Below are 24,072 nucleotides of genomic sequence, written 5' to 3'. Positions count from 1 at the left end.
AATTACGGTGCGACAAAATAGAATACTGGTCACATTTTATAAGCCTGAAATGGGCTGAACGTCGTTTAATTAGACCGCAAACGATTTTTATGGGTCCTGTTTTTTATCACACCGGCATCAGTCGTTAATCCGCTGTTAAATTCATGGTCGCACGCGGGAAAAGCCGCAGAGTGGATTCATGTAACACCGGAATAACATCCGCCAGCGGTTGCTGCCGTAATTGCGCCAACAGCAGGGCTATGCTCGGCAGGCTGGCCGGGGTGTTGATCTCCCCCTGGCGCCCCTGCAGCGGCATGTCGGGGGCATCGGTTTCCAGCAGCAAGGCCTCCAGCGGCATGGCGCGGATCGCCTCCCGGGTCTTGTTGGCCCGCTCATAGCTGATGACGCAACCGATCCCCAGCCTGAAACCCAGTTGCCAGAACGCCTCGGCCTGATGCAGGGAGCCGCTGAAGGCGTGAATGACACCGCCTCGCGCCGGTTTGAAGCGCCGCAGGATCTTGGCGACAGTGTCGTTGGCCCGCACCGAGTGGACGATGAGGGGCAGATCATGAGCCATGGCCAGCCTCACTTGCGCCTCGAACAGCGCGAGTTGCCCCTCCTGGGGCACCTGGGTGCGCAAGTCCAGCCCGCATTCGCCGATGGCCACCAGCCCCCTGGGCTTGCCCGCCAGCAGGGCCTCCAGCCTTGCCAGCGCCCCCTCCGTCTGGGCCCCCACATACCAGGGATGCACCCCCAGACCATAACGAATGCCTTGATGGTGCTCGGCCAGCGCCATCACGCGCCCCCAGTTTTCCTCTCCCACGGCGGGGATGATATACTCGCCCACCCCCAGCTGGCGCCACTGGGCCAGCAATGCCTCCCGATCGTCATCGAACACCGGAAAATCCAGGTGGCAGTGGGTGTCTATCAGTTCCATGTCGCGCTTACCTGTTTGTCGTACTCAATGGGTGATTCCATGCCAAAACACCTTTCCCACGGCTTTACCCTGCTCGAACTGGTGCTGGTCATCGTCGTGCTGGCCATCCTGGCGGTCACCGCCCTGCCCCGCTTCATCAATATCCAGGACGACGGGCTCAAGAGCAGCGTCTCGGCGACCGCGGGCGGTTTTGCCAGCGCCGTGCAGCTCGCCCATGCGGGCTGGGCGGTCAAGGTGAAGGGGGAACCGCTGGCACTCTATAACTTTAGCGGCATGGGCAAGCAGGATCTCGACATCAACCACTATGGCTGGCCAGTAGGGACCGATGAAAATCGACCTGGTATGGGGATTGACACCATTTTCCCTGGCGGAAAAAGCAATGAAATATCTGTCAACAGCAGAGCAGACTGCGAGCTTCTCTTCACCGGACTACTCGATACAGAACAAACAGTGGCGGATGAAGATAAAACAGGTGCCGAACCAGATTATATTTCGCAACTCATCCCTGCATACGATCAAACAGAGGCTGGAGGCCTAGAACACAGCAACTGCAGCTATACCCTGCGCGACTCCATCGGCCGCTTCCCCGCTTATCCGGACGGGTTGGGATTTGAGTACAACAGCGTTACCGGGGCCGTGACGCGCAATTTTGATTGAGTGGCGAGGCATCGCCCTCCGACGTAGGCTCCTCCTGCTCGTCCTCATCATGTCGCACCGGCGCGCAGCAGAGCCGGTTCTCCGGAGTGAGTCCCCACTCCTGGCACCAGGCATCGTAGCGAGCCAGCCAACGCAGCAAAATCCCCTTCATGGGCCCTCCTCGTCTCTATTATTCTCCCGCTACAGCCTGCCCCAATCGCGCGCGCCGGGCCAGCCTCACGGGCCCAGCGGCGTCATGGGGCCGTGAACGGCAACAGCAGCCCCATGCTGATCTCGTCGACATAGCCCTCGTCCAGCCGATACGCCTGTCGCCGCAACCCCTCATCCAGGAAACCGCACTTGCGATAAAGTGAATGAGCCGCCTCGTTATGGGCCATCACCCCCAGCTCCAGTCTGCTGATGCCGCAATCCGGCGCACTCGCGATCAGGGTACGCAGCAGCCGCTCGCCCCAGCCCTGGCCGCGCGCATTCGACCGCAATCCCATCACCACCTGGGCACAGTGCCGGTTGCGCGCCAGGCCGCCGCCGATGAGCACGGCAAACCCCTGCACCTCTCCGGCCAGCACCAGCAGCCACATGGCCTGATTGGGGACCGCCGCCATGGCCTCGAGCCGCTGGCGCTGCCCCTCGATATTTGAGGGTCGCTCCCCCACCTCATAGAGCATGAAGCGGGTCTCCCGATCCAGCTGCCCAAAGAAGTGATCCAGCGCCGCTGCATCCTCCACGTCCGCCAAACGAATCATCACCCCGCTCTCCCTGCCTGGTTGTCATGCCGGTCCACGGCCATAAAAAAACGACTCCATTTGGAGTCGTTTTTATCAGAGCCATCTGGCTAATGCCATGCCCTTATGGCGCAGCAGCCCGATCAGGCTTTCGCTGGCAGGCTCAGGCGGGCGACCGCTTCCACGTGCATGGAGTGCGGGAACATGTCCACCGGCTGCACCTCGTCCAGCACGAAGCCCTGCTTGACCAGCCAGGCGAGATCCCGGGCCAGGGTCTGGGGGTTGCAGGAGACATAGACCAGCCGGCGCGGCGCCATGGCGACCAGGGTCTGCAGCACCGCCTTGTCACAGCCCTTGCGGGGCGGATCCATCACCACCACATCGGCAGTCACGCCCTGGGCGTGCAGCTCGGGCATCAGTTGCTCGGCCTTGCCCACGTGGAATTCGGTGTGCTCTATGCCGTTGAGAGCTGCGTTGCGACGGGCATCGCTGATGGCGCTCTCCACCGACTCGATGCCCACCACCTTGGCGGCCTTGCCAGCCAGGAACAGGGAAATGGTGCCGATGCCGCAATAGATGTCGAACACCGTCTCGTTGCCGGTCAGCTCGCTGTATTCAAGCGCCTTGGAGTAGAGCACATCGGTCTGGCTCGGGTTGTTCTGGAAGAAGGAGAGCGGCGAGATCTCGAACGCGAGCTCGTGGATCTTGTCGCGGATCACTCCTTCCCCCAGCAGCACGCGGTTGCTCGTCCCCAGGATGCGGTTGGTGCGCTCGTCATTGATGTTCTGCACCAGGGTAGTGATGGGCAGAACCCTCAGGGCCGCCAGCAGTTCGGCCTCGAAGGGCAGCGCCTCGCCCAGGGTCACCAGCACCACCATCAGCTCGCCGCTCTTGAAGCCCTTGCGGGTCATAAGGTTGCGCACGCAGCCGGTGTGGGCCACCTCGTCATAGGCGGCAATGTCGTGCTCACGCATCCAGCCACGCACCCGGGCATTGAGCTCCACATGCAGGGAGTCCTGCACCGCGCAGTCGTCGGCGGTGATGAGATCATGGGAGTGCTTGCGATAGAAGCCGATCTCGGCGCCGGCCTCGCTGCCACGCACGGCGTACTGCGCCTTGTTGCGGTAGGCGAAGGGGCTGTCCATGCCGAGGATGGGGTTGACCTGGGTCTCACCCAGCCCAACCTGCTCCAACGCGCTCTGCACCAGGGATTGTTTCAGCTTGAGCTGGGCCGGATAGGCCAGCGGGCGCACCTGACAGCCGCCGCACTCGGTGTTGGGGCAGAAATCGGGAACCCTGTCGGCGGACGGCTGGGTCAGCTCGACCAGCTTGCCGTGCAGATAGTTCGGCTTGACCTCGGTCAACTCGACCAGCGCCTGCTCACCGGGCAGCAGACCCTCGACAAACAGGGGGCGATCGAACAGGCGACCCTTGCCATCCCCCTTGTCGGTCAGTTCCAGAATATCGATCTGATGTTGGTGTCCCACTAACGGCATGAGCGGCTCCGAAGGCATAGAAGAAAGGGTGGAAGCAGGGATGACCCAGCTACCCCAAATAAAGGGTGGCAGAGTTTAGCGGAGATCCGGCCAAATTGCAGGCATAAAACGCCCCTTGAAGGAAATAACGGCAGGCAGGATCAGAGCTCGCTGGATGGGGGGCGCCTCATGGGTCACCATAAAAAAACCGCCGGACAAGGCCGGCGGCAGGTAGTCAACGGGAGCCTGAGGGGATCACAGGCTGTAGGCTTTCTCCCCATGGCTGGTGACATCCAGCCCTTCCCGCTCGGCATCTTCCTTGACCCGCAGGCCAATCAGCAGATCCACCAGCTTGTAGGCCACGGCGGAGACCAGGGCAGTCCATGCCACAGTCACCAGCACACCGATGACCTGGATCTTCACCTGGGTCAGGATGGAGTAGCCCTCGGCCACCTGGTTGGTCACATAGTCCCACACCCCGGTGCCACCCAGATCCGGGCTGGCGAACACCCCAGTCAGCACGGCTCCCAGGATACCGCACACCCCGTGCAGGCCGAACACGTCCAGGCTGTCATCGGCCCTCAGCAGGCGCTTGAGACCATGCACCCCCCACAGACCGGCCACACCGCTCAGCAGACCGATGATGAGGGCACCACCGACACCGACGAAACCGGCGGCAGGAGTGATGGCCACCAGACCCGCCACTGCACCGGACACGGCGCCCAGCAGCGAGGGACGGCCCTTCATCATCCATTCGGCCAAGGTCCAGGAGAGCGCGGCACCTGCCGGCGCCAACCAGGTGTTGACGAAGGCCAGGGCGGCCGTGCCGTTGGCTTCCAGCGCGGAGCCGGCGTTGAAGCCGAACCAGCCGAACCAGAGCAGGGCGGCGCCAATCATGGTCATGGTCAGGCTGTGGGGAGCCATGGGATCACGACCGTAGCCGACCCGCTTGCCGACCATGAAGGCACCGACCAGACCGGCGACCGCCGCGTTGATGTGCACCACAGTGCCGCCGGCGAAATCGAGGGCGCCGTGCTGGAACAGATAGCCTGCGGTGGCACCGGCAGCCTCGGCGGCGGCGGCATCCGTGTAGGCATCCGGACCGGCCCAGTACCACACCATGTGCGCCATCGGAATGTAGGCAAAGGTGAACCAGATCACGGCGAACAGCAGCACGGCCGAGAACTTCATCCGCTCGGCGAAAGCACCGACGATGAGCCCGCAGGTGATGGCGGCAAAGGCCCCCTGGAACACCACATAGATGAACTCGCTGATCCCCACCCCTTTGCTGAAGGTGGCGGCAATAGACTCGGGGGTCACCCCGACCAGCAGCAGCTTGTCGAACGAACCGTAAAAGGCGCTCCCCTCGGTGAAGGTCAGTGAATAGCCGTAGATGACCCAGAGCACTGTGATCAGGCAGAACAGGGTGAACACCTGCATCAGCACGCTCAGCATGTTCTTGGCGCGTACCAGGCCACCGTAGAACAGGGCCAGCCCCGGAATAGACATCAGGATCACCAGGGCGGACGCCAGCATCAACCAGGTGTTGTCTCCCTTGTTGATGGTCACGGTCGCGGCAGCCTGCACCACCTCGGCCTGAGCGGCTACCTCTTCTGCCCAACCTGGGGTGGCCATGGTGGCGCTCAGCGCCAGCAGGCCAGTCACTACGAGTCTCTTGAACATACAGCCCTCTCCTTGTCGTCCCGGCACCCGGCCGGGTCCATTTCCTGATATGAATGTCAAACTTGGCCACTTGCACGCATCGTCACATCCAGCGTGCCACCCCCTCGGGCATGACTCTGCGGGCTCTTCATGGCGACCTGATTTATCTAAAGCATAAAGCAGGCCAGAAAATATAATTCTTTATTTTCAATTACTTGAATTTGATTGTGCGATCTGATGCACCATATTGGCGCATCCCGCCCACAATCAGGCAGGGAGGCGCACTTCGGCTGTGCAGTGCCGGGCGTTGCACCAGGATGGCACCTGGGCATACCAAACGGGAAAAATCCCGGGGCAACGGGGGCCCGGCTGGCCCTGACGCTCATTTATTGAACAAATGAAAAACGCCTTTGCATGACGAAGTCACATGATGGCGTAGGTTGGGCATCATTCCTCTGAGGGAGAGGATGGGAGCGCAGAAGGGGATTCACCGCCTGATCTGGTCTGAGCCCGATCTTCCTGACCATACCGGCGCGACCAGGTTTGCCCTGTCACCCGAACGAGGAGCCCATGCCCTGTCTCGCCATGCCCAAAATCAAGGCGTTCGTGCCTGCCCGCGACGTCAGCCTCTCCAGGCAGTTCTATCAGGATCTCGGGTTCACCCTGGCCTCCGGCCTACTTCCATTTCGGGGCGGTGAGCTTCCTGCTGCAGGACCATTACCACGAGGCGCTGGCCGAGCACTTCATGATGCTCATCCTGATGGAGGACGTGGCCGCCTGGTGGGCTCACGGAGAGGAAAGCCAGATCACCCCCGTTACGGCATCAGGGTCACGGAGATCGCCACCCAGCCGTGGCACATGAAGGAGTGCTGTCCCTACGACCTCTCAAACGTGCTGTGACGGATCAGCCAGAGCATCGATTGAGGGGCCGCGAGTGCTGAAAAACAAAAGGCCATCCGCGAGGATGGCCTTTTGTCATTGAATTAGTTGATGGTGCCCGGGGTCGGACTCGAACCGACACGTCTTGCAACGGCGGATTTTGAATCCGCTGCGTCTACCGATTTCGCCACCCGGGCAACTGCGAGGGATTATACGAATGGCGTTTTGGCATGCAAGGTGTTTTTCTTGCACGGCCACCGTTTGCTCAATTATTCAACGCCTTGCCGATGTTCGGCCAGTTACATAGAATGCCCGCATCATATTAATGGAATAATCATCATGGCCAAGCGCAAGACCCCCTCCTCTCTCCAGCCTCCCCCCCAGCACCAGCACCCTTCGGCTGGGCTGCTGCGGCGCCTGGGTGCCCTGCTCTATGACTACCTGGTGGTCATCGCCTTGCTGATCATCGCCGGTTTCATCGGCATGGGGGTGGCGCAACTGCTGCTGGCCACCGGCATGGCGACCGTACCCGAGGGCAAGGATGCGGCCTGGCTGCTGACCAGTCCCCTCTACAGCGCCTGGCTCGCCCTAGTGATCTGCGGTTTCTACACCTGGTTCTGGACCCGCGCCGGCCAGACCATCGGTATGCGCGCCTGGCGCCTGCGCATCCAGAATCTGGACGGCAGCAACATTCGCATCACCCAGGCCCTGATCCGGCTCGCGACCTCGGCCTTCGGTCTCGGCAACCTGATGTGCGTGTTCAATCGTGCACGGCCCCGCGCCTTCCAGGACATCTGGGCCGAATGTGAAGTGGTGGTGCTGAGCAAGCAGGAGAACCTGGAGCAGCTGAACAAGTGACCAGCCGAGTACGAGACAAGAAACAAGAAGGGCACCCACTGGGTGCCCTTCTTGTTTCTTGTCGTCTCACACCACAGCCAGTGTCACTGCTTGCGGCTCAGGATATAGAAGGAGATGCCACCAAACAGCAGGCTGGGTGCAATGGCAGCCAGGATGGGCGGTACCGCATACACCAGGCTGACCGGGCCGAATACCCGATCGCTCACATAGACAGCGAAGCCGGTCATGATCCCCATCAGCATCCTGGCCCCCATGCTCACCGAGCGCAGCGGGCCGAAAATGAAGGAAGACGCAAGCAGTATCATGGCCACCACCGACAGCGGCGACAGCAGCTTGCGCCACATCTCCAGCTTGTAGCGTCCTGCGTCCTGCTTGTTGGCGTCCAGATAGCCGATGTAATCCCGCAGTCCCGAGATGGGCAGGTTTTCGGGATCAATGCTCACCACCCCCAGCTGCTTGGGAGTCAGCTCGGACTGCCACTGCATCTGGGCATGTTTCTCGTCCAGGATCTGCTTGGGATCGTCGAAGCGGGTGATGTGCACCTGCTTGAGCAGCCAGTGATGCTGCTCGAACACCCCTTCCTGCGCCTGGACCACGTCGATCAGGTTGCGGGACGGAGTGAAACGATACAGGGTGATACCGGTCAGGGCGCCGTCGTTGCGCACCCCGTTGATATTGACGAAGTTGTTGCCATCCCGCGCCCAGACACCGTAGGCCGAGACGGTGAGTCGCCCTTCCGACATGGCACCCGCCTTGATGTCATCCGCCATCCGCTTGGCGGCCGGGGCGACGTACTCGCCCATCAGACCGACCAGCAGCATCAGGGGGATCGCCGTCTTGAGCGCCGCCATCACGATGCTGATCTTGGAGCGACCCGATGCCTGCATCACCACCAGCTCGGAGCTGGTGGCGAGCTGACCCAGGCCGATGAGGCCACCCAGCAGGGCCGCCAGGGGGAAGAACAGCACCGCCTCCTTGGGCATGGAGAGCAGCACGAAATAGAGGGCGTTGAGCATGTCGTAGTTGCCCTCCCCCACGGCTTTCAACTGCTCCACATATTTGATGAGCGCCGCCAGCCCGACCAGGGTCAGTTCACACAGCAGGATCGACATGAAGATGACCCTGCCGATGTATCTATCGAGAATGCCGAACATCAACAGAAACTCCTATGTTGCAGCATCATGCTGATTTGCCTTTGAAAAAGTGGCCCTTGACCCCGTTCCACCAGCTGGTGCCCTGCAGGTTGAGCGGCACCCCGATCAGCAGCAGATAGACCAGCGGCACCAGGAACATGCCTGGCCAGTGAGGCAGACGCCCGCTGTCGATGGCTGAACGGGCGGCACTGAGCAGCAGGAAATAGGAGAGATAGAGCAGGATGGCCGGCAACAGTTTGGCGTAACGCCCCTGGCGCGGGTTGACCCGGGCCAGAGGCACCACCAGAACAGTGAGCACCAGGATGGAGAAGGGCAGCGACAGACGCCACTGCAGCTCGGCCATCAGCTGATTGTCCTGGGTACCCAGCAGCGCCATGGTCGGCTTGGCCGCCGCCTTGCGGTTGGAGCGCTCCATCTCCTGCTGACGGATCACCAGGCTGTATTCGCTGAACTCGGAGACCTGGAACTGCTTGCCGGTGAACTGACCTTCATAGCGGGAACCGTCCTTCAGAGTCAGCCATTGCAGGCCATTGCTGTCGGCGGTCACCTGTCCCTCGTTGGCCACCACCACGGAAGGGGGCGAACTCCCTTCGGCACGCTGCAGCACGAAGATCTTCTGCAACTCGGATCCCTTGTCGTTCAGATCCTGGATGTAGGCAACCAGGCGCCCCTTGTCGAGCTCCATGAAACGGCCGGCCTGCAGGAAGGAGATGCCAGGATCGGCCTTGAACTCGTCGATCACCTGATACTCGCGCTCCTTGGCCTGGGGGGCGATCCAGCCGGTATTGAATGCGGCGACGGCTGCTGTCAGCAGAGCCAGCAGCAGGGCGCTGCCCATCACGAAGCGGTGGCTGAAGCCTACCGCATGCATCACCGTCATCTCGCTTTCCGCATACAAACGACCGTGAGCAAACAGAATGGCTAAAAACAGACTGATAGGCAGCATCAACAGGGCCATATTCGGCAGGTTGAGCAGCAGCAGGGTGGAAACCAGGCGCGTCGGCACCTCACCATCGGCAGCATCGCCGATGATCTGGATAAATTGCTGGCTGACGAAGATAAGCAGCAGTACGAACAGCACCGCCAGCTGGGTTTTCAGGGTCTCCCTGAACAAATATCGGAAAACGATCACAGTCATTCCCAAGTAAACTTGTGTTTTTAGTCGAATGCCTGAAAAATAGGGCCCTATATTGGATTTTTACCAGTTTGAACTGCGGAGCCTGTGGCTGTTCGCTCCGCCTCTGATACCCCAACAAGCACCGCATTATTCAATAAATGGTGCCTTTTGTCTTTAGGATGTAGGAGATTCCATGGAGTTCAGTGTAAAGAGTGGCAGTCCTGAGAAGCAACGCAGCGCCTGCGTCGTGGTCGGCGTTTTTGAGCCTCGCCGCCTCTCTCCGGTTGCCGAACAGCTGGACAAGATCAGCGACGGCTACCTCAGCTCGCTGCTGCGCCGCGGCGATCTGGAAGGCAAACCAGGCCAGATGCTGTTGCTGCATCAAGTACCGGGCGTGCTCAGCGAGCGCGTGCTGCTGGTCGGGTGCGGCAAGGAGCGGGAACTCGACGAACGCCAGTACAAGCAGATCATCAACAAGACCATCACCACCCTGAACGAGACCGGGTCCATGGAAGCGGTCTGCTTCCTGACCGAGCTGCACGTCAAGGGCCGGGATACCTACTGGAAGGTGCGTCAGGCGGTAGAAACCACCAAGGCGGGCCTCTACAGCTTCGATCAGTTCAAGACCAACAAGGCCGAACCGCGCCGCCCGTTGCGCAAGCTGGTATTCAACGTGCCGACGCGTCGGGAACTGACCATAGGCGAGCGCGCCATCACCCACGGCCTGGCCGTGGCGAAAGGGGTACGCATCTGCCGCGACGTGGCGAACATGCCGCCCAACGTCTGCAACCCGGCCTACCTCGCCTCCCAGGCCCGCCGTCTGGCGGATGCCTATGACAACATCACCACCAAGGTGATCGGCGAGCAGGAGATGGCAGAACTCGGCATGAACTCCTACCTGGCGGTGGCCCGCGGCTCCGAGAACGAAGCCATGATGGCCATCATCGAATACAAGGGCAACGCCGACGCCAAGCCCATCGTACTGGTGGGCAAGGGACTGACCTTCGATTCGGGCGGCATCTCCATCAAGCCGGCGGACGGCATGGACGAGATGAAGTACGACATGGGCGGCGCCGCCTCCGTGCTCGGCACCATGCATGCCCTGGCCCAGTTGCAGCTGCCCATCAACGTCATCGGCGTGCTGGCAGGCTGCGAGAACATGCCGGGCGGCAACGCCTATCGCCCGGGTGACATCCTCACCACCATGTCCGGCCAGACCGTCGAGGTGCTCAACACCGACGCCGAGGGTCGCCTGGTGCTGTGCGATGCCCTCACCTATGTGGACCGCTACGATCCCGAAACCGTGATCGACGTGGCGACCCTGACCGGCGCCTGCATCATCGCCCTGGGTCACCACACCTCGGGTCTGCTGGCGAACCACAACCCCCTGGCCCACGAGCTGCTCAACGCCTCCGAGCAGGCCGGCGATCGCGCCTGGCGCCTGCCCCTGTTCGACGAGTATCAGGAGCAGTTGGAGAGCCCGTTTGCCGACATGGCCAACATAGGCGGCCGTCCGGCCGGCACCATCACCGCCGCCGCCTTCCTGTCGCGCTTCACCAAGAAGTACAACTGGGCCCACCTGGACATCGCAGGGACCGCCTGGAAGAGCAGCAAGGATAAAGGTTCCACCGGTCGCCCCGTGCCCCTGCTGACCCAGTTCCTGCTCAATCGAGCCGGTGTGGCGGACGTCGAAGAGAAGGAGTAACCCCTCTCTTCAGATGCCCGCATCAGGGGAGTGGTACCACAAGGAAGAGGCTCGCCTCTTCCTTGTTTCATTGAGAGAATCCGGGAAGACCGTGCCTGGCACGGCGCCCCGCAGACGGCCAATCGCTGTCCGTCACAGCCAAACGGGACCAACCTGATGAGCCAAGTGACCTTTTACCTGATGAGTGAGCCTGACGACGCTCAGGCGTCTGCGGTCGAACGCCTCGCCTGCCAGCTGGCGGCCGATGGCTGGAGTGCCGGCCACCTCTATCTGTTTTGCAACGACGAGGCCCAGGCTCTGCGCCTGGACGAACTGCTGTGGCAACTGCCGCCGGATCGTTTCGTGCCGCACCAGTTGCAGGGGGAGAGCGGCCAGGCCCCGGTGGAGATAGGCCATCAGCCACCGAAGCGGCGCTATGCCCGCCTCATCAACCTGGCCGAGCAGACACCTTTGTTTGCAGGACACTTCGCTCAAGTGGTAGATTTTGTCCCCACTGACGAAACGCAAAAGCAGCAAGCCCGCGAGCGCTACAAGCACTATCGCCAGGCGGGCCACACCCTCGAGATGAGGGATCAGCCCGTCCTTGCCGCACCGGATCCGGCGCAGCCCTGACTGCGCCACCCTCGATCCACGACGACTCAACACCAGACTCCATCCATCCAGAATACGGCGAGACCATGGAAAAGACTTTTAATCACAACGCCATCGAACAGGCGCTCTATCAGCACTGGGAAGCCCAGGGTTACTTCAAGCCCCACGGCGACACCAGCAAAGACTCCTTCTGCATCATGATCCCGCCGCCGAACGTCACCGGCAGCCTGCACATGGGTCACGCCTTCCAGCAGACTCTGATGGATACCCTGATCCGCTACAACCGCATGCAGGGCAAGAACACCCTGTGGCAGGCAGGTACCGACCACGCCGGTATCGCCACCCAGATGGTGGTTGAGCGCAAGATCGCCGCCGAAGAGGGCAAGACCCGCCACGATTACGGCCGTGAAGCCTTCATCGACAAGATCTGGCAGTGGAAGGAAGAGTCCGGTGGCACCATCACCCGCCAGATGCGCCGCCTGGGCGACTCCGTGGACTGGGAGCGCGAGCGCTTCACCATGGACGAAGGCCTCTCCGCCGCCGTGCAGGAAGTGTTCGTCCGTCTCTACGAAGATGGCCTGATGTACCGCGGCAAGCGCCTGGTGAACTGGGATCCGAAACTCAACACCGCCATCTCCGATCTGGAAGTGGAAAACCGCGAGATCAAGGGCCACATGTGGCACCTGCGCTACCCCCTGGCCAACGGCGCCAAGACAGCCGAGGGCCAGGATCACCTGATCGTCGCCACCACCCGTCCGGAGACCATGCTGGGTGACACCGCCGTCGCCGTGAACCCGGAAGACCCCCGTTACAAGGCGCTGATCGGCCAGCACATTCTGCTGCCACTGGTGAACCGCCTGATCCCCATCGTCGCCGATGAACACGCCGATATGGAGAAGGGCACCGGCTGCGTGAAGATCACCCCGGCCCACGACTTCAACGACAACGAAGTGGGCAAGCGCCACAACCTGCCAATGATCAACATTTTCACCCTGGACGCCCACGTGCGTGCCGAGGCCGAAGTGGTCGACACCAACGGCAACCCCAGCACCGCCTACGATGCCGCCCTACCGAGCGAGTTCGCCGGCATGGAGCGCTTCGCCGCCCGCAAGGCCATCGTTGCCAAACTGGACGAGCTGGGCCTCTTGGCCGAGATCAAGGATCACGTGCTGCAACAGCCTTACGGCGATCGCGGCGGCGTGCCCATCGAGCCGATGCTGACCGACCAGTGGTACGTGCGCGTGGCCCCCATGGCCAAGACCGCCATCGAGGCGGTGGAAGATGGCCGCATCCAGTTCGTGCCGAAACAGTACGAAAACATGTACTTCTCCTGGATGCGTGACATTCAGGACTGGTGCGTCTCCCGCCAGCTGTGGTGGGGTCACCGCATCCCGGCCTGGTATGACGACGCCGGCAACGTCTACGTGGGCCGTGACGAGGCGGAAGTGCGTGCCAAGCACAGCATCCCGTCCGTGACCACCCTGCGTCAGGACGAAGACGTACTCGACACCTGGTTCAGCTCCGCCCTGTGGACCTTCTCCACCCTGGGCTGGCCGAACAACACAGAGGCGCTCAAGACCTTCCACCCGACCGACGTGCTGATGAGCGGCTTCGACATCATCTTCTTCTGGATTGCCCGGATGATCATGATGACCATGCACTTCATCAAGGACGAAAACGGTCAGCCGCAAGTCCCGTTCAAAACCGTCTACATCACGGGCCTTATCCGTGACGAAGAAGGGCAGAAGATGTCCAAGTCCAAGGGCAACGTGCTGGACCCCCTCGACATGATCGACGGCATCTCCCTGGAAGATCTGCTGGAGAAGCGCACCGGCAACATGATGCAGCCGCAGATGGCCGAGAAGATTGGCAAGCGCACCGCCAAGCAGTTCCCGGAAGGGATCGAGGCCCACGGCACCGACGCCCTGCGCTTCACGCTGGCGGCGCTGGCCTCTACCGGTCGTGACATCAACTGGGACATGAAGCGCCTGGACGGCTACAACAACTTCTGCAACAAGCTGTGGAACGCCTCCCGTTATGTGCTGATGAACACCGAAGATCAGGACTGCGGCCTGCACGGCGGCGAGATGCAGTTCAGCCTGGCGGATCGCTGGATCCAGTCCCAGCTGCAGGTCGCCATCCGCGACTTCCGCACCGCGCTCGATACCTATCGCTTCGATATCGCGGCCGGCGTGCTGTACGAATTTATCTGGAACCAGTTCTGCGACTGGTATCTGGAGCTGACCAAGCCGGTGCTGGGCAAGGGTTCAGAGGCCGAGCAGCGCGCCACCCGTCACACCCTGGTCACTGTGCTGGAGACCCTGCTGCGTCTGGCGCACCCCATCATTCCCTTCATCACCGAGACCATCTGGAAGTCGGTGGCTCCGCTGACCGGCGTGCACGCCGACACCATCATGATTCAGGCTTTCCCGGAGTTCGATGCCGCCAAGGTAGACGACGCCGCCATGGCGGATCAGGAGTGGGTGAAGGAGTTCATCGTCGGCATCCGCAACATCCGCGCCGAGATGAACGTGGCTCCGAGCGTAGCCCTGAACGTGCTGCTCAAGTGCGATGGAAAGGACGCCCAGCGCGCCGGTGACAACGAGGCCTTCCTCAAGTCCCTGGCTCGTCTGGAATCTATCCGCGTGCTGGCGGACGGTGAAGTCGCCCCCCTGTCGGTGAAGAAGCTGATCGGTGCTACCGAGCTGATGATCCCGATGGCCGGTCTCATCGACAAGGATGCCGAACTGGCCCGTCTGGCCAAAGAGGTGGCCAAGCTGGTCGGCGAGTGCGGCCGCATCGAAGGCAAACTCGGCAACGAGGCCTTCGTCGCCAAGGCACCGGATGCCGTCATCGCCAAGGAGCGCGAGAAGCTGGAAGATTACCGTCTCCAGCTGACCAAGCTGGAAGCCCAGCAGGCCGAGATCGCCGCCCTCTAAGTGCTCCTCGCCAACCCCAAAAGCCCCCGTCTATCGGGGGCTTTTCATTTTCCACCCCCGGATGGCAAACCCGCGGCTATCATCCCGATGCCTGGATGACGACGAGTCCGTGATGGACGGATGCCCCGCAGCCCAACGTTGAATTGAAAAATTCACGAGCCACATCACCTCCTTTCACAAGCGCTGCGCCCGCAAATTCATTACACTGCCAGCGATCTTTTCTACCGGGAGTGCTGCTGCAGTATGGAAATATTGATCCTGTTTGGATTGATTTTGCTCAATGGCGTCTTCGCCATGTCGGAAATCGCCATCGTCACCGCACGCAAGGCCCGTCTCAGCAAGATGGCAAGCGAGGGGAGCCGCTCTGCCGCCATCGCCCTCAAGCTGGGAGAGGATCCGACCCATTTCCTCTCCGCCGTCCAGATCGGCATCACCAGCATAGGCCTGCTCAACGGTATCTACGGTGAGTCACTGCTGGCCCAACCCTTCGCCCTCTGGCTGCAGGAGTGGGGTCTCTCCCCCAAGAGCAGCAGCCTGTTCGCCACCGTCATCGTGGTGGTGCTGGTGACCTACCTCTCCATCGTGGTGGGGGAACTGGTGCCCAAGCGCCTCGGCCAGCTCAATGCCGAACGCATCGCCTGCCTGGTGGCTCGCCCCATGCTGTGGCTGGCGACCCTGACCCGCCCCTTCGTCTGGCTGCTGTCCGCCTCCACCAACGCCAGCCTGCGCCTGCTGCGGGTCGATCAGAGCAGCAGCAACAACGTCACCCAGGAGGAGATCCACGCCATCCTGGTAGAGGGCTCAGAGGCCGGCATCATCGAGGATCACGAACACACTATGTTGCGGAACGTGTTCCGCCTCGACGAGCGCAGCCTCTCCTCCCTGATGGTGCCCCGCAGCGACATCCGCTATCTGGATCTCTCCCTGCCGCTGGAGACCAACCTGCAGCGACTGGTGGAGTATCGCCACAGCTTCTTCCCGGTCTGTGACGGCAGCCTCTCTGACCTGGTGGGCATCCTCAACGTCAGCAAGGTGCTGCACGCCTACATCAAGGGGGAGCCCATCGATCTGGCGGCCCTCACCCAGGACGGCAGCCTGCTGCCGGAGACCCTCAACGGCCTGGAGCTGCTCAACCACTTCCGCGCCCACGCCGAACATATGGTGCTGGTGGTGGACGAATATGGCGAGCTGCAGGGGCTGGTCACCCAGCAGGATCTGCTGGAGACCCTGGCGGGCGACTTCCAGCAGGAAGACGGGGAGAACAACTGGGCCTTCCAGCGTGCCGATGGCAGTTGGCTGCTCGACGGCCTGATCCCGCTGCCGGAATTGAAGGACTGTCTGGAGCTGGTTCGCCTGCCGGAAGAAGAAAAACATCACTATCACACCCTCGGAGGGCTTATCATGCTGCTCCTTGGCCGCCTTCCCCAGACCGGAGACCTGGTCACCCTGGAACAGTGGCAACTGGAAATCGTGGATATGGACGGCCTGCGCATCGACAAGGTGCTTGCCATGCCCTTGACCGACCAACCCAGCTAACCTGCGGAGTTTGCATGTATGGAGCAGTTTTACCACCTGGCTCACGCCTTCATTCATCAGGATCTGGCGACCCTGTCCGACCCCAAGATGGTCTTCATGGTCTACATAGTCCTGTTGACCTTCCTGGTGCTGGAAAATGGCTTCATCCCGACCGCCTTCCTGCCCGGTGACACCCTGCTGATCCTGACCGGCGTGCTCATCTATCAAGGGGTACTGCCGCTCGCCGTCATCCCGCTGCTGATCCTGGCGACCTTCTTCGGCACCTGGCTCGGTTACATGCAGGGGCGCTTCCTCGGCCACACCCAGATGTACCACAGGCTGATGTCCCATCTGGACGAGAAGCACAAGGAGAAGGTGCACTACCTGCTCAACAAGTACGGCATCATCACCCTGATCACCGCCCGCTACATCGCCTTCGTGCGCACCGCCTATCCCTACATAGTCGGCGCCAACGAGATACCCCAGGGTCGCTTCCTGGTGGTGAACCTCATCAGCTCCATCATGTGGATCTGCCCTCTGGTCGGGCTGGGTTACTACCTGAGCCACACCAAGCTGGCCGCGCAGTATGAGTCCCAGTTCCTCAGCATCATCCTCTGCCTGCCGCTGGTGCTGCTGGTGGGCGGCTTGATAGCGCTGGTCTGGCGCTGGCTGAGCAAACGCAAGGTCCACGTCTCAAGGGATTGAGACAAATCACAGGGGTCGCCGGCAGGCGGCCCTTTTTTATGGAAATAGTGACGAATTCCATCTTCTCGCTCTTGTAAAGCGAGGGCAAAAATGAGTGAATCTAGCGCCTTTTTTCGCTGTGGATGGAGTCGGTTGTATGGGGTGTCGGATTCGCGCAATCGCGCTGGTATGTGGATTGATGGGACTGCTCGGATCGCAGGCAGCCCTGGCGGCGCCCAACCCGGCCAAGCTGCAACTGAAATCGGGCAGTGCCCTGGTGATGGACATCAACACGGGCAAGACGCTCTACCAGAAGAACCCTGCCCAGGTGCGCCCCATCGCCTCCCTCACCAAGCTGATGACAGCCCTGGTGGTGCTGGATGCCCGCCAGAACCTGAATCAGACCCTGACCATCGATCAGAACGACAGAGACAACCTCAAGCACACCTACTCCCGGGTGCGCATGGGCACCAAGGTGACCCGCCGTGACGCTCTGCATCTGGCGCTGATGTCCTCCGAGAATCGCATGGCCTCTGCCCTCGGCCGCCACTATCCGGGTGGCCGCTCGGCTTTCATTCGCGCCATGAACAACAAGGCCAGGCAGCTCGGCATGCGCAACAGCCGTTTCTACGACTCCACCGGCCTGTCGACCCGTAACGTCTCCACCGCCCGGGATCTCGCCAAGCTCATCGCCGCCGCCTATCGCCAGCCGCTTATCCGCCAGTTCACCCAGGACACCAACAAGGAGATGCGCTTCAGCACGCCCGCCTACAGCCTGATGTTCAACAACACCAACCCCCTGGTGAAGAACTCGGACTGGGACGTGCGCCTCTCCAAGACCGGCTACACCGACGAGGCGGGCCGCTGCCTGCTGATGCGCGCCAAGCCGGACCAGCAGGAGCTCGCCATCGTGCTGCTCAACTCCGTGGGCAAACGCACCCCTGTCGGCGATGCGAATCGCATTCGCAAGTGGCTGAAAAGCTGACTCTCTCCACGAAGACAAGAAAGGATGCCGCGGCATCCTTTTTTATTGCCCGCCAAAGGCTGCTGTCGGCCACCAAGGCGTTCAACGTCCAGAGCCTGGGTTCATGCCGCCCTAGTGGTGCCAACGAGCCTGTAGCAGCGCTGTGAGCAGCTGGAGGTGGCATGGGGCTGGGATGACAAGACGCTGAGTGGCTGGGTCTGGTTCCGGATAGGGGGAAGATAGGACGAAGACAGGGAGTGATGTGGCGGGAATAGCAAGTGTCGTTCAATACGGCGGCACATCGATCGCCATCAGGGCCGCAGCTCCCCAGGACCGGGAGAATGGCGCCCATAAAAAAACAGCCCCGACTAATGTCGAGGCTGTCTGTATGGTGCGCCCGAGAGGATTCGAACCTCTGACCACCTGGTTCGTAGCCAGGTACTCTATCCAGCTGAGCTACGGGCGCTCATCAACTTTTGGTACTGCTAAAATGGTGCGCCCGAGAGGATTCGAACCTCTGACCACCTGGTTCGTAGCCAGGTACTCTATCCAGCTGAGCTACGGGCGCTCACAAACTTTTGATACTGCTAAAATGGTGCGCCCGAGAGGATTCGAACCTCTGACCACCTGGTTCGTAGCCAGGTACTCTATCCAGCTGAGCTACGGGCGCTCATAAATCTTTGATTTCACTTTAAATGGTGCGCCCGAGAGGATTCGAACCTCTGACCACCTGGTTCGTAGCCAGGTACTCTATCCAGCTGAGCTACGGGCGCCCTGATTTAAAGCGATAAAAAAAGCTTACTCAACAGTAAGCCTTTTCTAGCGTACCGACTTGCTGACGGTCGATACATGACTCATCGTGAGTCTAATATGGTGCGCCCGAGAGGATTCGAACCTCTGACCACCTGGTTCGTAGCCAGGTACTCTATCCAGCTGAGCTACGGGCGCAAAATGGCGGAGAAGGGGGGATTCGAACCCCCGATGCGGGTATAAGCCGCATACTCCCTTAGCAGGGGAGCGCCTTCAGCCTCTCGGCCACCTCTCCGTTTGCGGGGCTGATAATACTTCACAGGGATTTTTAGTCAAACACTTTTTTGGAGAAAACAGCGTGTTCGCTCAGCATTTGGCCAAAGCGTGGAATATTCAAGCAATATCGACACTTACCCCCTGGTTCCGCGCCTCGCAAGCCGATTTGCAGGGCCCGGAAAAACAAAAGGCGACACCTGAGATGTCGCCTTGAGGCTGCCAATGGGATGGCTTAGAAATTCGGTTGGCCCGGTACTTTCTCGGCCTGTATCCGCATGTAGATCTCTTCGCGGTGCACGGAGACCTCTTTGGGTGCGTTCACACCGATACGAACCTGGTTACCCTTAACGCCCAGCACGGTGACTGTCACTTCGTCACCGATCATCAGGGTTTCCCCTACACGACGAGTCAAAATAAGCATTCGCTTGCTCCTGTATCCTGTTTTGTATTTATATCGATATGCGCCATTATCTTACAAAGATACCGATATGGTAAATGGTTGAAACTAAATCAATCAGGGATTGTTCCCCAAGGGCTGCTCATGAGGCTCATTATCCAGCCCGAACGCTGAGTGCAACGAACGCACGGCCAGCTCCAGGTACTTCTCGTCAATCACCACGGATATCTTGATTTCAGAGGTGGAGATCAACTGCATGTTGATCCCCTCCTCGCCCAATACCTTGAACATGGTGCGCGCGACCCCGGGATGATTCCACATGCCGACCCCGACGATGGAGACCTTGGCGATCTCCCCGTTACCCTGCACACAGGCGGCCCCCAACAGGGTGGCGGTCTCCTCCAGCAGGGCGCGGGCCCGGCGATAGTCATCGCGATTCACCGTGAAGGTGAAGTCGGCGGTGCCATCCCCCATGGTGTTCTGCACTATCATGTCGACATCTATGTTGGCGTCGCTGATCGGATTCAGGATCTGCGCGGCCACCGTCGGCCTGTCCGGCACACCCAGAATGGTCAGGCTGGCCTCGTTGCGGTTGAACGCAATGCCGGATACCAGGGGTGCTTCCATCCTCTCACCTCCATATGTGATTAAGGTTCCCTCTCCGTCGACAAAACTCGACAGCACCCGCAGCGGTACGCGGTACTTGCCCGCGAACTCCACCGAACGGATCTGCAGCACCTTGGCCCCCAGGCTCGCCATCTCCAGCATCTCCTCGAAGGTGATGGTGGAGAGGCGGCGTGCCTTGGGCTCGATGCGCGGATCCGTGGTATAGACCCCATCCACATCGGTAAAGATCTGGCATTCATCGGCCTTGATGGCGGCCGCCACGGCAACCGCCGTGGTGTCCGAACCACCTCGCCCCAGGGTGGTGATGGCGTTGTGCTCATCACGGCCCTGGAAGCCGGCGATCACCACCACCTTGCCCGCACCCAGCTCGGCCTGAACCTGCTCGGTGTCGATCTGGGTGATGCGCGCCTTGCCATGGGCGGAATCAGTGTGGATACGAACCTGATCACCGGTCATTGAGACCGCAGGACAACCCCGTTTGTTCAACGCGATGGCCAGCAGCGCTATGGTGACCTGTTCACCGGTCGAGACCAGCACATCCATCTCGCGCCGGTTGGCATCCGGATCCAGCTGCTGGGCCATGCCCAGCAACCGGTTTGTTTCGCCCGACATGGCGGAGACGACCACCACCACATCATGCCCCTGGGCGCGGCTCAGCTGAACGCGATCAGCCACCGCCTCGATCCGCTCCAGCGTGCCGACCGAGGTGCCGCCGTACTTCTGTACATAGAGTGCCACAGATCACCTCGCCCGTTTACAGGCGCTCTTCCAGCCAGGAGTGAACGGATTGCAGGGCCGCCGGCACCGCAGCAGGTTGGGTACCACCCGCCTGCGCCATGTCAGGACGACCACCACCCTTGCCACCCACCTGCTGGGCCACCAGATTGACCAGCTCACCAGCCTTCACCTTGGCGGTCAGATCGTTGGTCACACCGGCGATCAGGTTGACCTTGTCCTCGCTGCTGGTTGCCAGCAGCACGACACCGGACTTCATCTGATTCTTCAACTCGTCCAGCATGCCGCGCAGGGACTTGGGATCGGCACCTTCCAGCGCAGCAATCAGCACCTTCTGGCCATTGATCTCGATGACCTGGCTCAGCAGGTCGCTACCGGCCTGCGCCGCCAGCTTGGCCTTGAGCTGTTCCAGCTCGCGCTCCATCAGCTTTGCCTTGTCCATCATCTGGCGAACCTTGTCGGCGATGGAGAACTGATCCCCCTTCACCAGGGCTGCCGCCTCTTCGATCTGCTCGCCCAGCTGGTGCATGAAATCGATGGCACCTTTGCCGGTGACCGCTTCGATACGACGCACCCCTGCGGCGATGCCGCTCTCGGCGATGATCTTGAAGAAGCCGATGTCGCCGGTGCGCTTGGCATGAGTACCGCCACACAGCTCGGTGGAGTAATCCCCCATACGCACGACGCGGACATCATCTTCATACTTCTCGCCAAACAGGGCCATGGCGCCGGCGAACTTCGCGGCCTCCAGATCCATCAGCTCGGTGCTGACATCGTGGTTGGCACGGATCTGGGCATTGACCAGCTCCTCGACCCGGCGAATGGTCGCCATGGTCAGGCCTTCGAAGTGGGAGAAGTCGAAACGCATGCGCTCCGCACCGACCAGGGAACCCTTCTGGGTCACATGGTCCCCCAACGCCTGGCGCAGGGCGGCGTGCAGCAGGTGAGTGACCGAGTGGTTCAGGGCGATGGCCTGACGGCGCTCGCCATCGACCACGGCTTCCACCTCTGCGCCCTTCTCCAGGGTGCCCAGTTCCAGATAACCTTTGTGAATGATGGCCTTGCCAGCTTTCTGGGTATCGGTCACGGCAAAGATGCCGTCATCCACTTTCAGAATGCCACTGTCGCCCACCTGACCACCGGATTCGGCGTAGAAGGGGGTCTCCGCCAACACCACCACAGCCTCTTCGCCAGCGATGAGACCGTTCACCTCGACGCCATCCTTGTAGATGCCGACCACGGTCGTCTTTTCGCTGAGCTGCTTGTAACCGGTAAATGGGGTTTCGAAATCGAGTTTCAACACCTCGTTGTAGTTCACCCCGAAGCTGGAGGCTTCCTTGGCACGGGCGCGCTGCTTCTCCATCTCGGCCTTGAAGCCTTCCTCGTCGATACCGATCTCGCGCTCGCGTACCACGTCGGCGGTGAGATCCGCCGGGAAGCCATAGGTGTCATACAGCTTGAACACCACCTCGCCCGGAATGACCTTGGCATCGCCGAGGTTCGCCAGCACGTCTTCCAGCAGCAGCAGGCCGCGGTCCAGGGTGCGGACGAACTGTTCCTCCTCGATGCGCAGCACGCGCTCGACCAGCGGCAGCTGGGCGATGAGTTCGGCAGCCACGTCCTTCATCTGCACCGCCAGTTCGGCAGCCAGCTTGTAGAAGAAGATCTCGGTGGCCCCCAGCTTGCGGCCATGACGCACGGCGCGGCGGATGATGCGGCGCAGCACATAGCCGCGGCCTTCGTTGGAAGGCATGACGCCGTCAGCCACCAGGAAGGCGCAGGAGCGGATGTGGTCGGCGATGACGCGCAGGGACTGGTTGCTCAGATCCTCGGTGCCGACGATCTCGGCCGCCTTCTTGATCAGCGCCTGGAAGATGTCGATCTCGTAGTTGGAGTGCACACCCTGCATGATGGCGGAGATGCGCTCCAGACCCATGCCGGTGTCCACGGAAGGACGGGGCAGCGGCTCCATGGTGCCGTCGGCCTGACGGTTGAACTGCATGAAGACCACGTTCCAGATCTCGATGAAACGGTCGCCGTCTTCTTCCGGTGAGCCGGGAGGGCCACCCCAGAGGTGGTCGCCGTGGTCGTAGAAGATCTCGGTGCAGGGGCCGCACGGGCCGGTATCGCCCATCTGCCAGAAGTTATCGGAGGCAAAGGCGGCGCCTTTGTTGTCACCGATGCGCACGATGCGATCGGTGGGCACGCCGATTTCATTGGCCCAGATGTTGAAGGCTTCGTCGTCCGTTTCATAGACGGTCACCAGCAGGCGCTCTTTGGGCAGCTTGAGGGTACCGGTCAGGAATTCCCAGGCAAAACGGATGGCGTCCTGCTTGAAGTAGTCACCGAAGCTGAAGTTGCCCAGCATCTCGAAGAAGGTGTGGTGACGAGCGGTATAGCCGACGTTTTCCAGGTCATTGTGCTTGCCGCCAGCCCGTACACAGCGCTGGGCCGTGGTTGCACGGTTGTAGCCACGTTTGTCTGCGCCAAGGAACACGTCCTTGAACTGGTTCATCCCTGCGTTGGTGAACAGCAAGGTCGGATCGTTGTGCGGCACCAGCGAGCTGGAGGAGACAACCTGGTGCCCCTGAGAGCGGAAATACTCGAGGAACGCTGAGCGTAACTCTGACGTGGACATATACATGGAAAATCCTGCTTGATTCGGATACGGACTTTTAATCGCAATAATGTAAGTTTTCTGCGGGGTAAAGTAAAACGCGCGGGCCCGTCACGGGTGAAAAAGCCCCCAATGGACGGGGCTGCAGCAGAACACCTGACAAGCGCAGGCGGAAAGGGGAGTCGGCTGGGTGGCGGATCATGGCGCCATGGCCCTCAGAGGCAGGATAAAACGGGGGAAATGCCCCTCCCATCTCACGCGCCGGAGGATCACGCCACCAGACAGCACCATGGCCAGAACCAACCCGTTATTCGTCCCCCTGCTGCATGGCAGAGATGGCGTAACGCGCCTGCTCCTGGGTAAAACCCCGCCCAAGCAAATACTTGAGCCATTTCATCCGCAGCTTGAAATCACCGAGATCGGCGACTCTGGCACGCCGCTCGAGCAGGACGAACGCCAGTTCGAACCAGTCCAGTTCGGGCTGGTCAAAGGCGGCGTCGATCTGCATATCATCCAGCCCCTTGCGGCGCAGATCGAAGCGGATCTTGATGGGACCATGGCCCTTGGCCGCACCGGCCCGCACCGCCATGGCGCCGTACCGATCGTCATTGACCCAGTTGTAGCCACGGCAATACTCGACAACGGCCTCGATCACCTCTTCATTGAAGCCCTGCAGCCGCAGCCGCTTGGCCAGCTCCGACTCGGCGCTCTCGCGGCGAGCCAGACTGCGCATGGCAAAGGCGCGGGCGGCGGCAAACCGTTCTTCAAAGGAGAGTTCAACGGGTTCGGGGGAAGATTCATCGACCATAAATGACAAGGCCGGGTATCAACC

The 24,072-nt window shown here is 61.0% G+C and carries 18 protein-coding genes and 7 tRNA genes; 8 read left to right on the top strand and 17 right to left on the bottom strand.

Features of this window, described 5'->3' with window-relative positions; all coding sequences use genetic code 11:
• Positions 1-124: 124 nt before the first annotated feature.
• Positions 125-916 carry a TatD family hydrolase gene (locus tag KI797_RS02275; RefSeq protein WP_226171264.1) on the bottom strand — a complete coding sequence of 264 codons (792 nt, stop codon included), beginning with the start codon at positions 914-916 and terminating at the stop codon, positions 125-127.
• 39 nt (positions 917-955) lie between these two features.
• On the opposite strand from KI797_RS02275, the gene tppF reads away from it, so the two are divergent.
• A complete protein-coding gene (tppF, locus tag KI797_RS02270; RefSeq protein ID WP_226171262.1) occupies positions 956-1,573 on the top strand; it encodes a type IVa pilus pseudopilin TppF in 618 nt (205 codons plus the stop codon).
• A gap of 233 nt (positions 1,574-1,806) precedes the next feature.
• Here the strand turns inward: tppF and KI797_RS02265 are convergent, their stop codons facing one another.
• From KI797_RS02265 to KI797_RS02250, 4 genes are all read right to left on the bottom strand, one after another.
• Complete coding sequence (locus KI797_RS02265; protein ID WP_226172973.1) at positions 1,807-2,316, bottom strand: GNAT family N-acetyltransferase; 510 nt, start codon at positions 2,314-2,316, stop codon at positions 1,807-1,809.
• A gap of 122 nt (positions 2,317-2,438) precedes the next feature.
• Positions 2,439-3,791: a 23S rRNA (uracil(1939)-C(5))-methyltransferase RlmD gene (gene rlmD, locus KI797_RS02260; RefSeq protein ID WP_226171260.1), complete on the bottom strand. Its 1,353-nt coding sequence runs from the start codon at positions 3,789-3,791 to the stop codon at positions 2,439-2,441.
• Positions 3,792-4,025: 234 nt separating this feature from the next.
• Positions 4,026-5,453: an ammonium transporter gene (gene amt / locus KI797_RS02255; RefSeq protein WP_226171258.1), complete on the bottom strand. Its 1,428-nt coding sequence runs from the start codon at positions 5,451-5,453 to the stop codon at positions 4,026-4,028.
• A gap of 970 nt (positions 5,454-6,423) precedes the next feature.
• A tRNA-Leu gene (locus KI797_RS02250) sits at positions 6,424-6,508 on the bottom strand.
• A 142-nt stretch (positions 6,509-6,650) separates the two neighbouring features.
• On the opposite strand from KI797_RS02250, the gene KI797_RS02245 reads away from it, so the two are divergent.
• The gene (locus KI797_RS02245; RefSeq protein ID WP_005332441.1) at positions 6,651-7,169 is read left to right on the top strand and encodes an RDD family protein; all 519 of its coding nucleotides are present in this window, start codon (positions 6,651-6,653) and stop codon (positions 7,167-7,169) included.
• Positions 7,170-7,252: 83 nt separating this feature from the next.
• Here KI797_RS02245 and lptG read toward each other — a convergent pair whose 3' ends face one another.
• Together lptG and lptF are read right to left on the bottom strand one after the other, a co-directional pair.
• Complete coding sequence (gene lptG, locus KI797_RS02240; RefSeq protein ID WP_171277177.1) at positions 7,253-8,323, bottom strand: LPS export ABC transporter permease LptG; 1,071 nt, start codon at positions 8,321-8,323, stop codon at positions 7,253-7,255.
• Positions 8,324-8,348: 25 nt separating this feature from the next.
• Positions 8,349-9,461: an LPS export ABC transporter permease LptF gene (gene lptF, locus KI797_RS02235; protein WP_005332438.1), complete on the bottom strand. Its 1,113-nt coding sequence runs from the start codon at positions 9,459-9,461 to the stop codon at positions 8,349-8,351.
• A 172-nt stretch (positions 9,462-9,633) separates the two neighbouring features.
• Here lptF and pepA point away from each other — a divergent pair, with 172 nt between their 5' ends.
• From pepA to pbpG, 6 genes are all read left to right on the top strand, one after another.
• A complete protein-coding gene (pepA, locus tag KI797_RS02230; RefSeq protein WP_226171255.1) occupies positions 9,634-11,145 on the top strand; it encodes a leucyl aminopeptidase in 1,512 nt (503 codons plus the stop codon).
• A gap of 156 nt (positions 11,146-11,301) precedes the next feature.
• Positions 11,302-11,757 (top strand): DNA polymerase III subunit chi, encoded by a 456-nt coding sequence (locus tag KI797_RS02225; protein WP_025325629.1) that lies wholly within the window; start codon positions 11,302-11,304, stop codon positions 11,755-11,757.
• Between the two features lie 65 nt (positions 11,758-11,822).
• Complete coding sequence (locus tag KI797_RS02220; RefSeq protein WP_226171252.1) at positions 11,823-14,675, top strand: valine--tRNA ligase; 2,853 nt, start codon at positions 11,823-11,825, stop codon at positions 14,673-14,675.
• 243 nt (positions 14,676-14,918) lie between these two features.
• The gene (locus tag KI797_RS02215) at positions 14,919-16,211 is read left to right on the top strand and encodes a hemolysin family protein (RefSeq protein ID WP_043128915.1); all 1,293 of its coding nucleotides are present in this window, start codon (positions 14,919-14,921) and stop codon (positions 16,209-16,211) included.
• Positions 16,212-16,229: 18 nt separating this feature from the next.
• Positions 16,230-16,895, top strand: a complete 666-nt coding sequence (locus tag KI797_RS02210; RefSeq protein ID WP_005332433.1) for a DedA family protein — start codon at positions 16,230-16,232, stop codon at positions 16,893-16,895.
• Between the two features lie 136 nt (positions 16,896-17,031).
• A complete protein-coding gene (pbpG, locus tag KI797_RS02205; protein ID WP_171275375.1) occupies positions 17,032-17,859 on the top strand; it encodes a D-alanyl-D-alanine endopeptidase in 828 nt (275 codons plus the stop codon).
• A gap of 368 nt (positions 17,860-18,227) precedes the next feature.
• Here pbpG and KI797_RS02200 read toward each other — a convergent pair.
• The 10 genes from KI797_RS02200 to KI797_RS02155 all read right to left on the bottom strand — a co-directional run bounded on the left by KI797_RS02200 (position 18,228) and on the right by KI797_RS02155 (position 24,048).
• Positions 18,228-18,304, bottom strand: a tRNA-Arg gene (locus KI797_RS02200).
• Between the two features lie 25 nt (positions 18,305-18,329).
• Positions 18,330-18,406: transfer RNA gene (locus KI797_RS02195), tRNA-Arg, on the bottom strand.
• Positions 18,407-18,431: 25 nt separating this feature from the next.
• Positions 18,432-18,508: transfer RNA gene (locus tag KI797_RS02190), tRNA-Arg, on the bottom strand.
• A 26-nt stretch (positions 18,509-18,534) separates the two neighbouring features.
• Positions 18,535-18,611, bottom strand: a tRNA-Arg gene (locus KI797_RS02185).
• Between the two features lie 98 nt (positions 18,612-18,709).
• Positions 18,710-18,786 (bottom strand) — tRNA-Arg (locus KI797_RS02180).
• Positions 18,787-18,790: 4 nt separating this feature from the next.
• Positions 18,791-18,883, bottom strand: a tRNA-Ser gene (locus KI797_RS02175).
• A gap of 213 nt (positions 18,884-19,096) precedes the next feature.
• Entirely contained in the window at positions 19,097-19,285 is a 189-nt protein-coding gene (gene csrA, locus KI797_RS02170) for a carbon storage regulator CsrA (RefSeq protein WP_005315760.1), read from the bottom strand.
• 93 nt (positions 19,286-19,378) lie between these two features.
• On the bottom strand, positions 19,379-20,626 hold the full coding sequence (locus KI797_RS02165; RefSeq protein ID WP_005332431.1) for an aspartate kinase: 1,248 nt from the start codon (positions 20,624-20,626) through the stop codon (positions 19,379-19,381).
• Positions 20,627-20,642: 16 nt separating this feature from the next.
• On the bottom strand, positions 20,643-23,267 hold the full coding sequence (alaS, locus tag KI797_RS02160) for an alanine--tRNA ligase (protein ID WP_171275374.1): 2,625 nt from the start codon (positions 23,265-23,267) through the stop codon (positions 20,643-20,645).
• A 280-nt stretch (positions 23,268-23,547) separates the two neighbouring features.
• A complete protein-coding gene (locus KI797_RS02155; protein WP_043128912.1) occupies positions 23,548-24,048 on the bottom strand; it encodes a regulatory protein RecX in 501 nt (166 codons plus the stop codon).
• Positions 24,049-24,072: the final 24 nt, after the last annotated feature.

Source organism: Aeromonas media (genome assembly GCF_020423125.1).
In the GTDB taxonomy this organism is placed as follows: Bacteria; Pseudomonadota; Gammaproteobacteria; order Enterobacterales; family Aeromonadaceae; genus Aeromonas; species Aeromonas media.
This window is presented reverse-complemented; position numbering and strand designations above follow the sequence as displayed.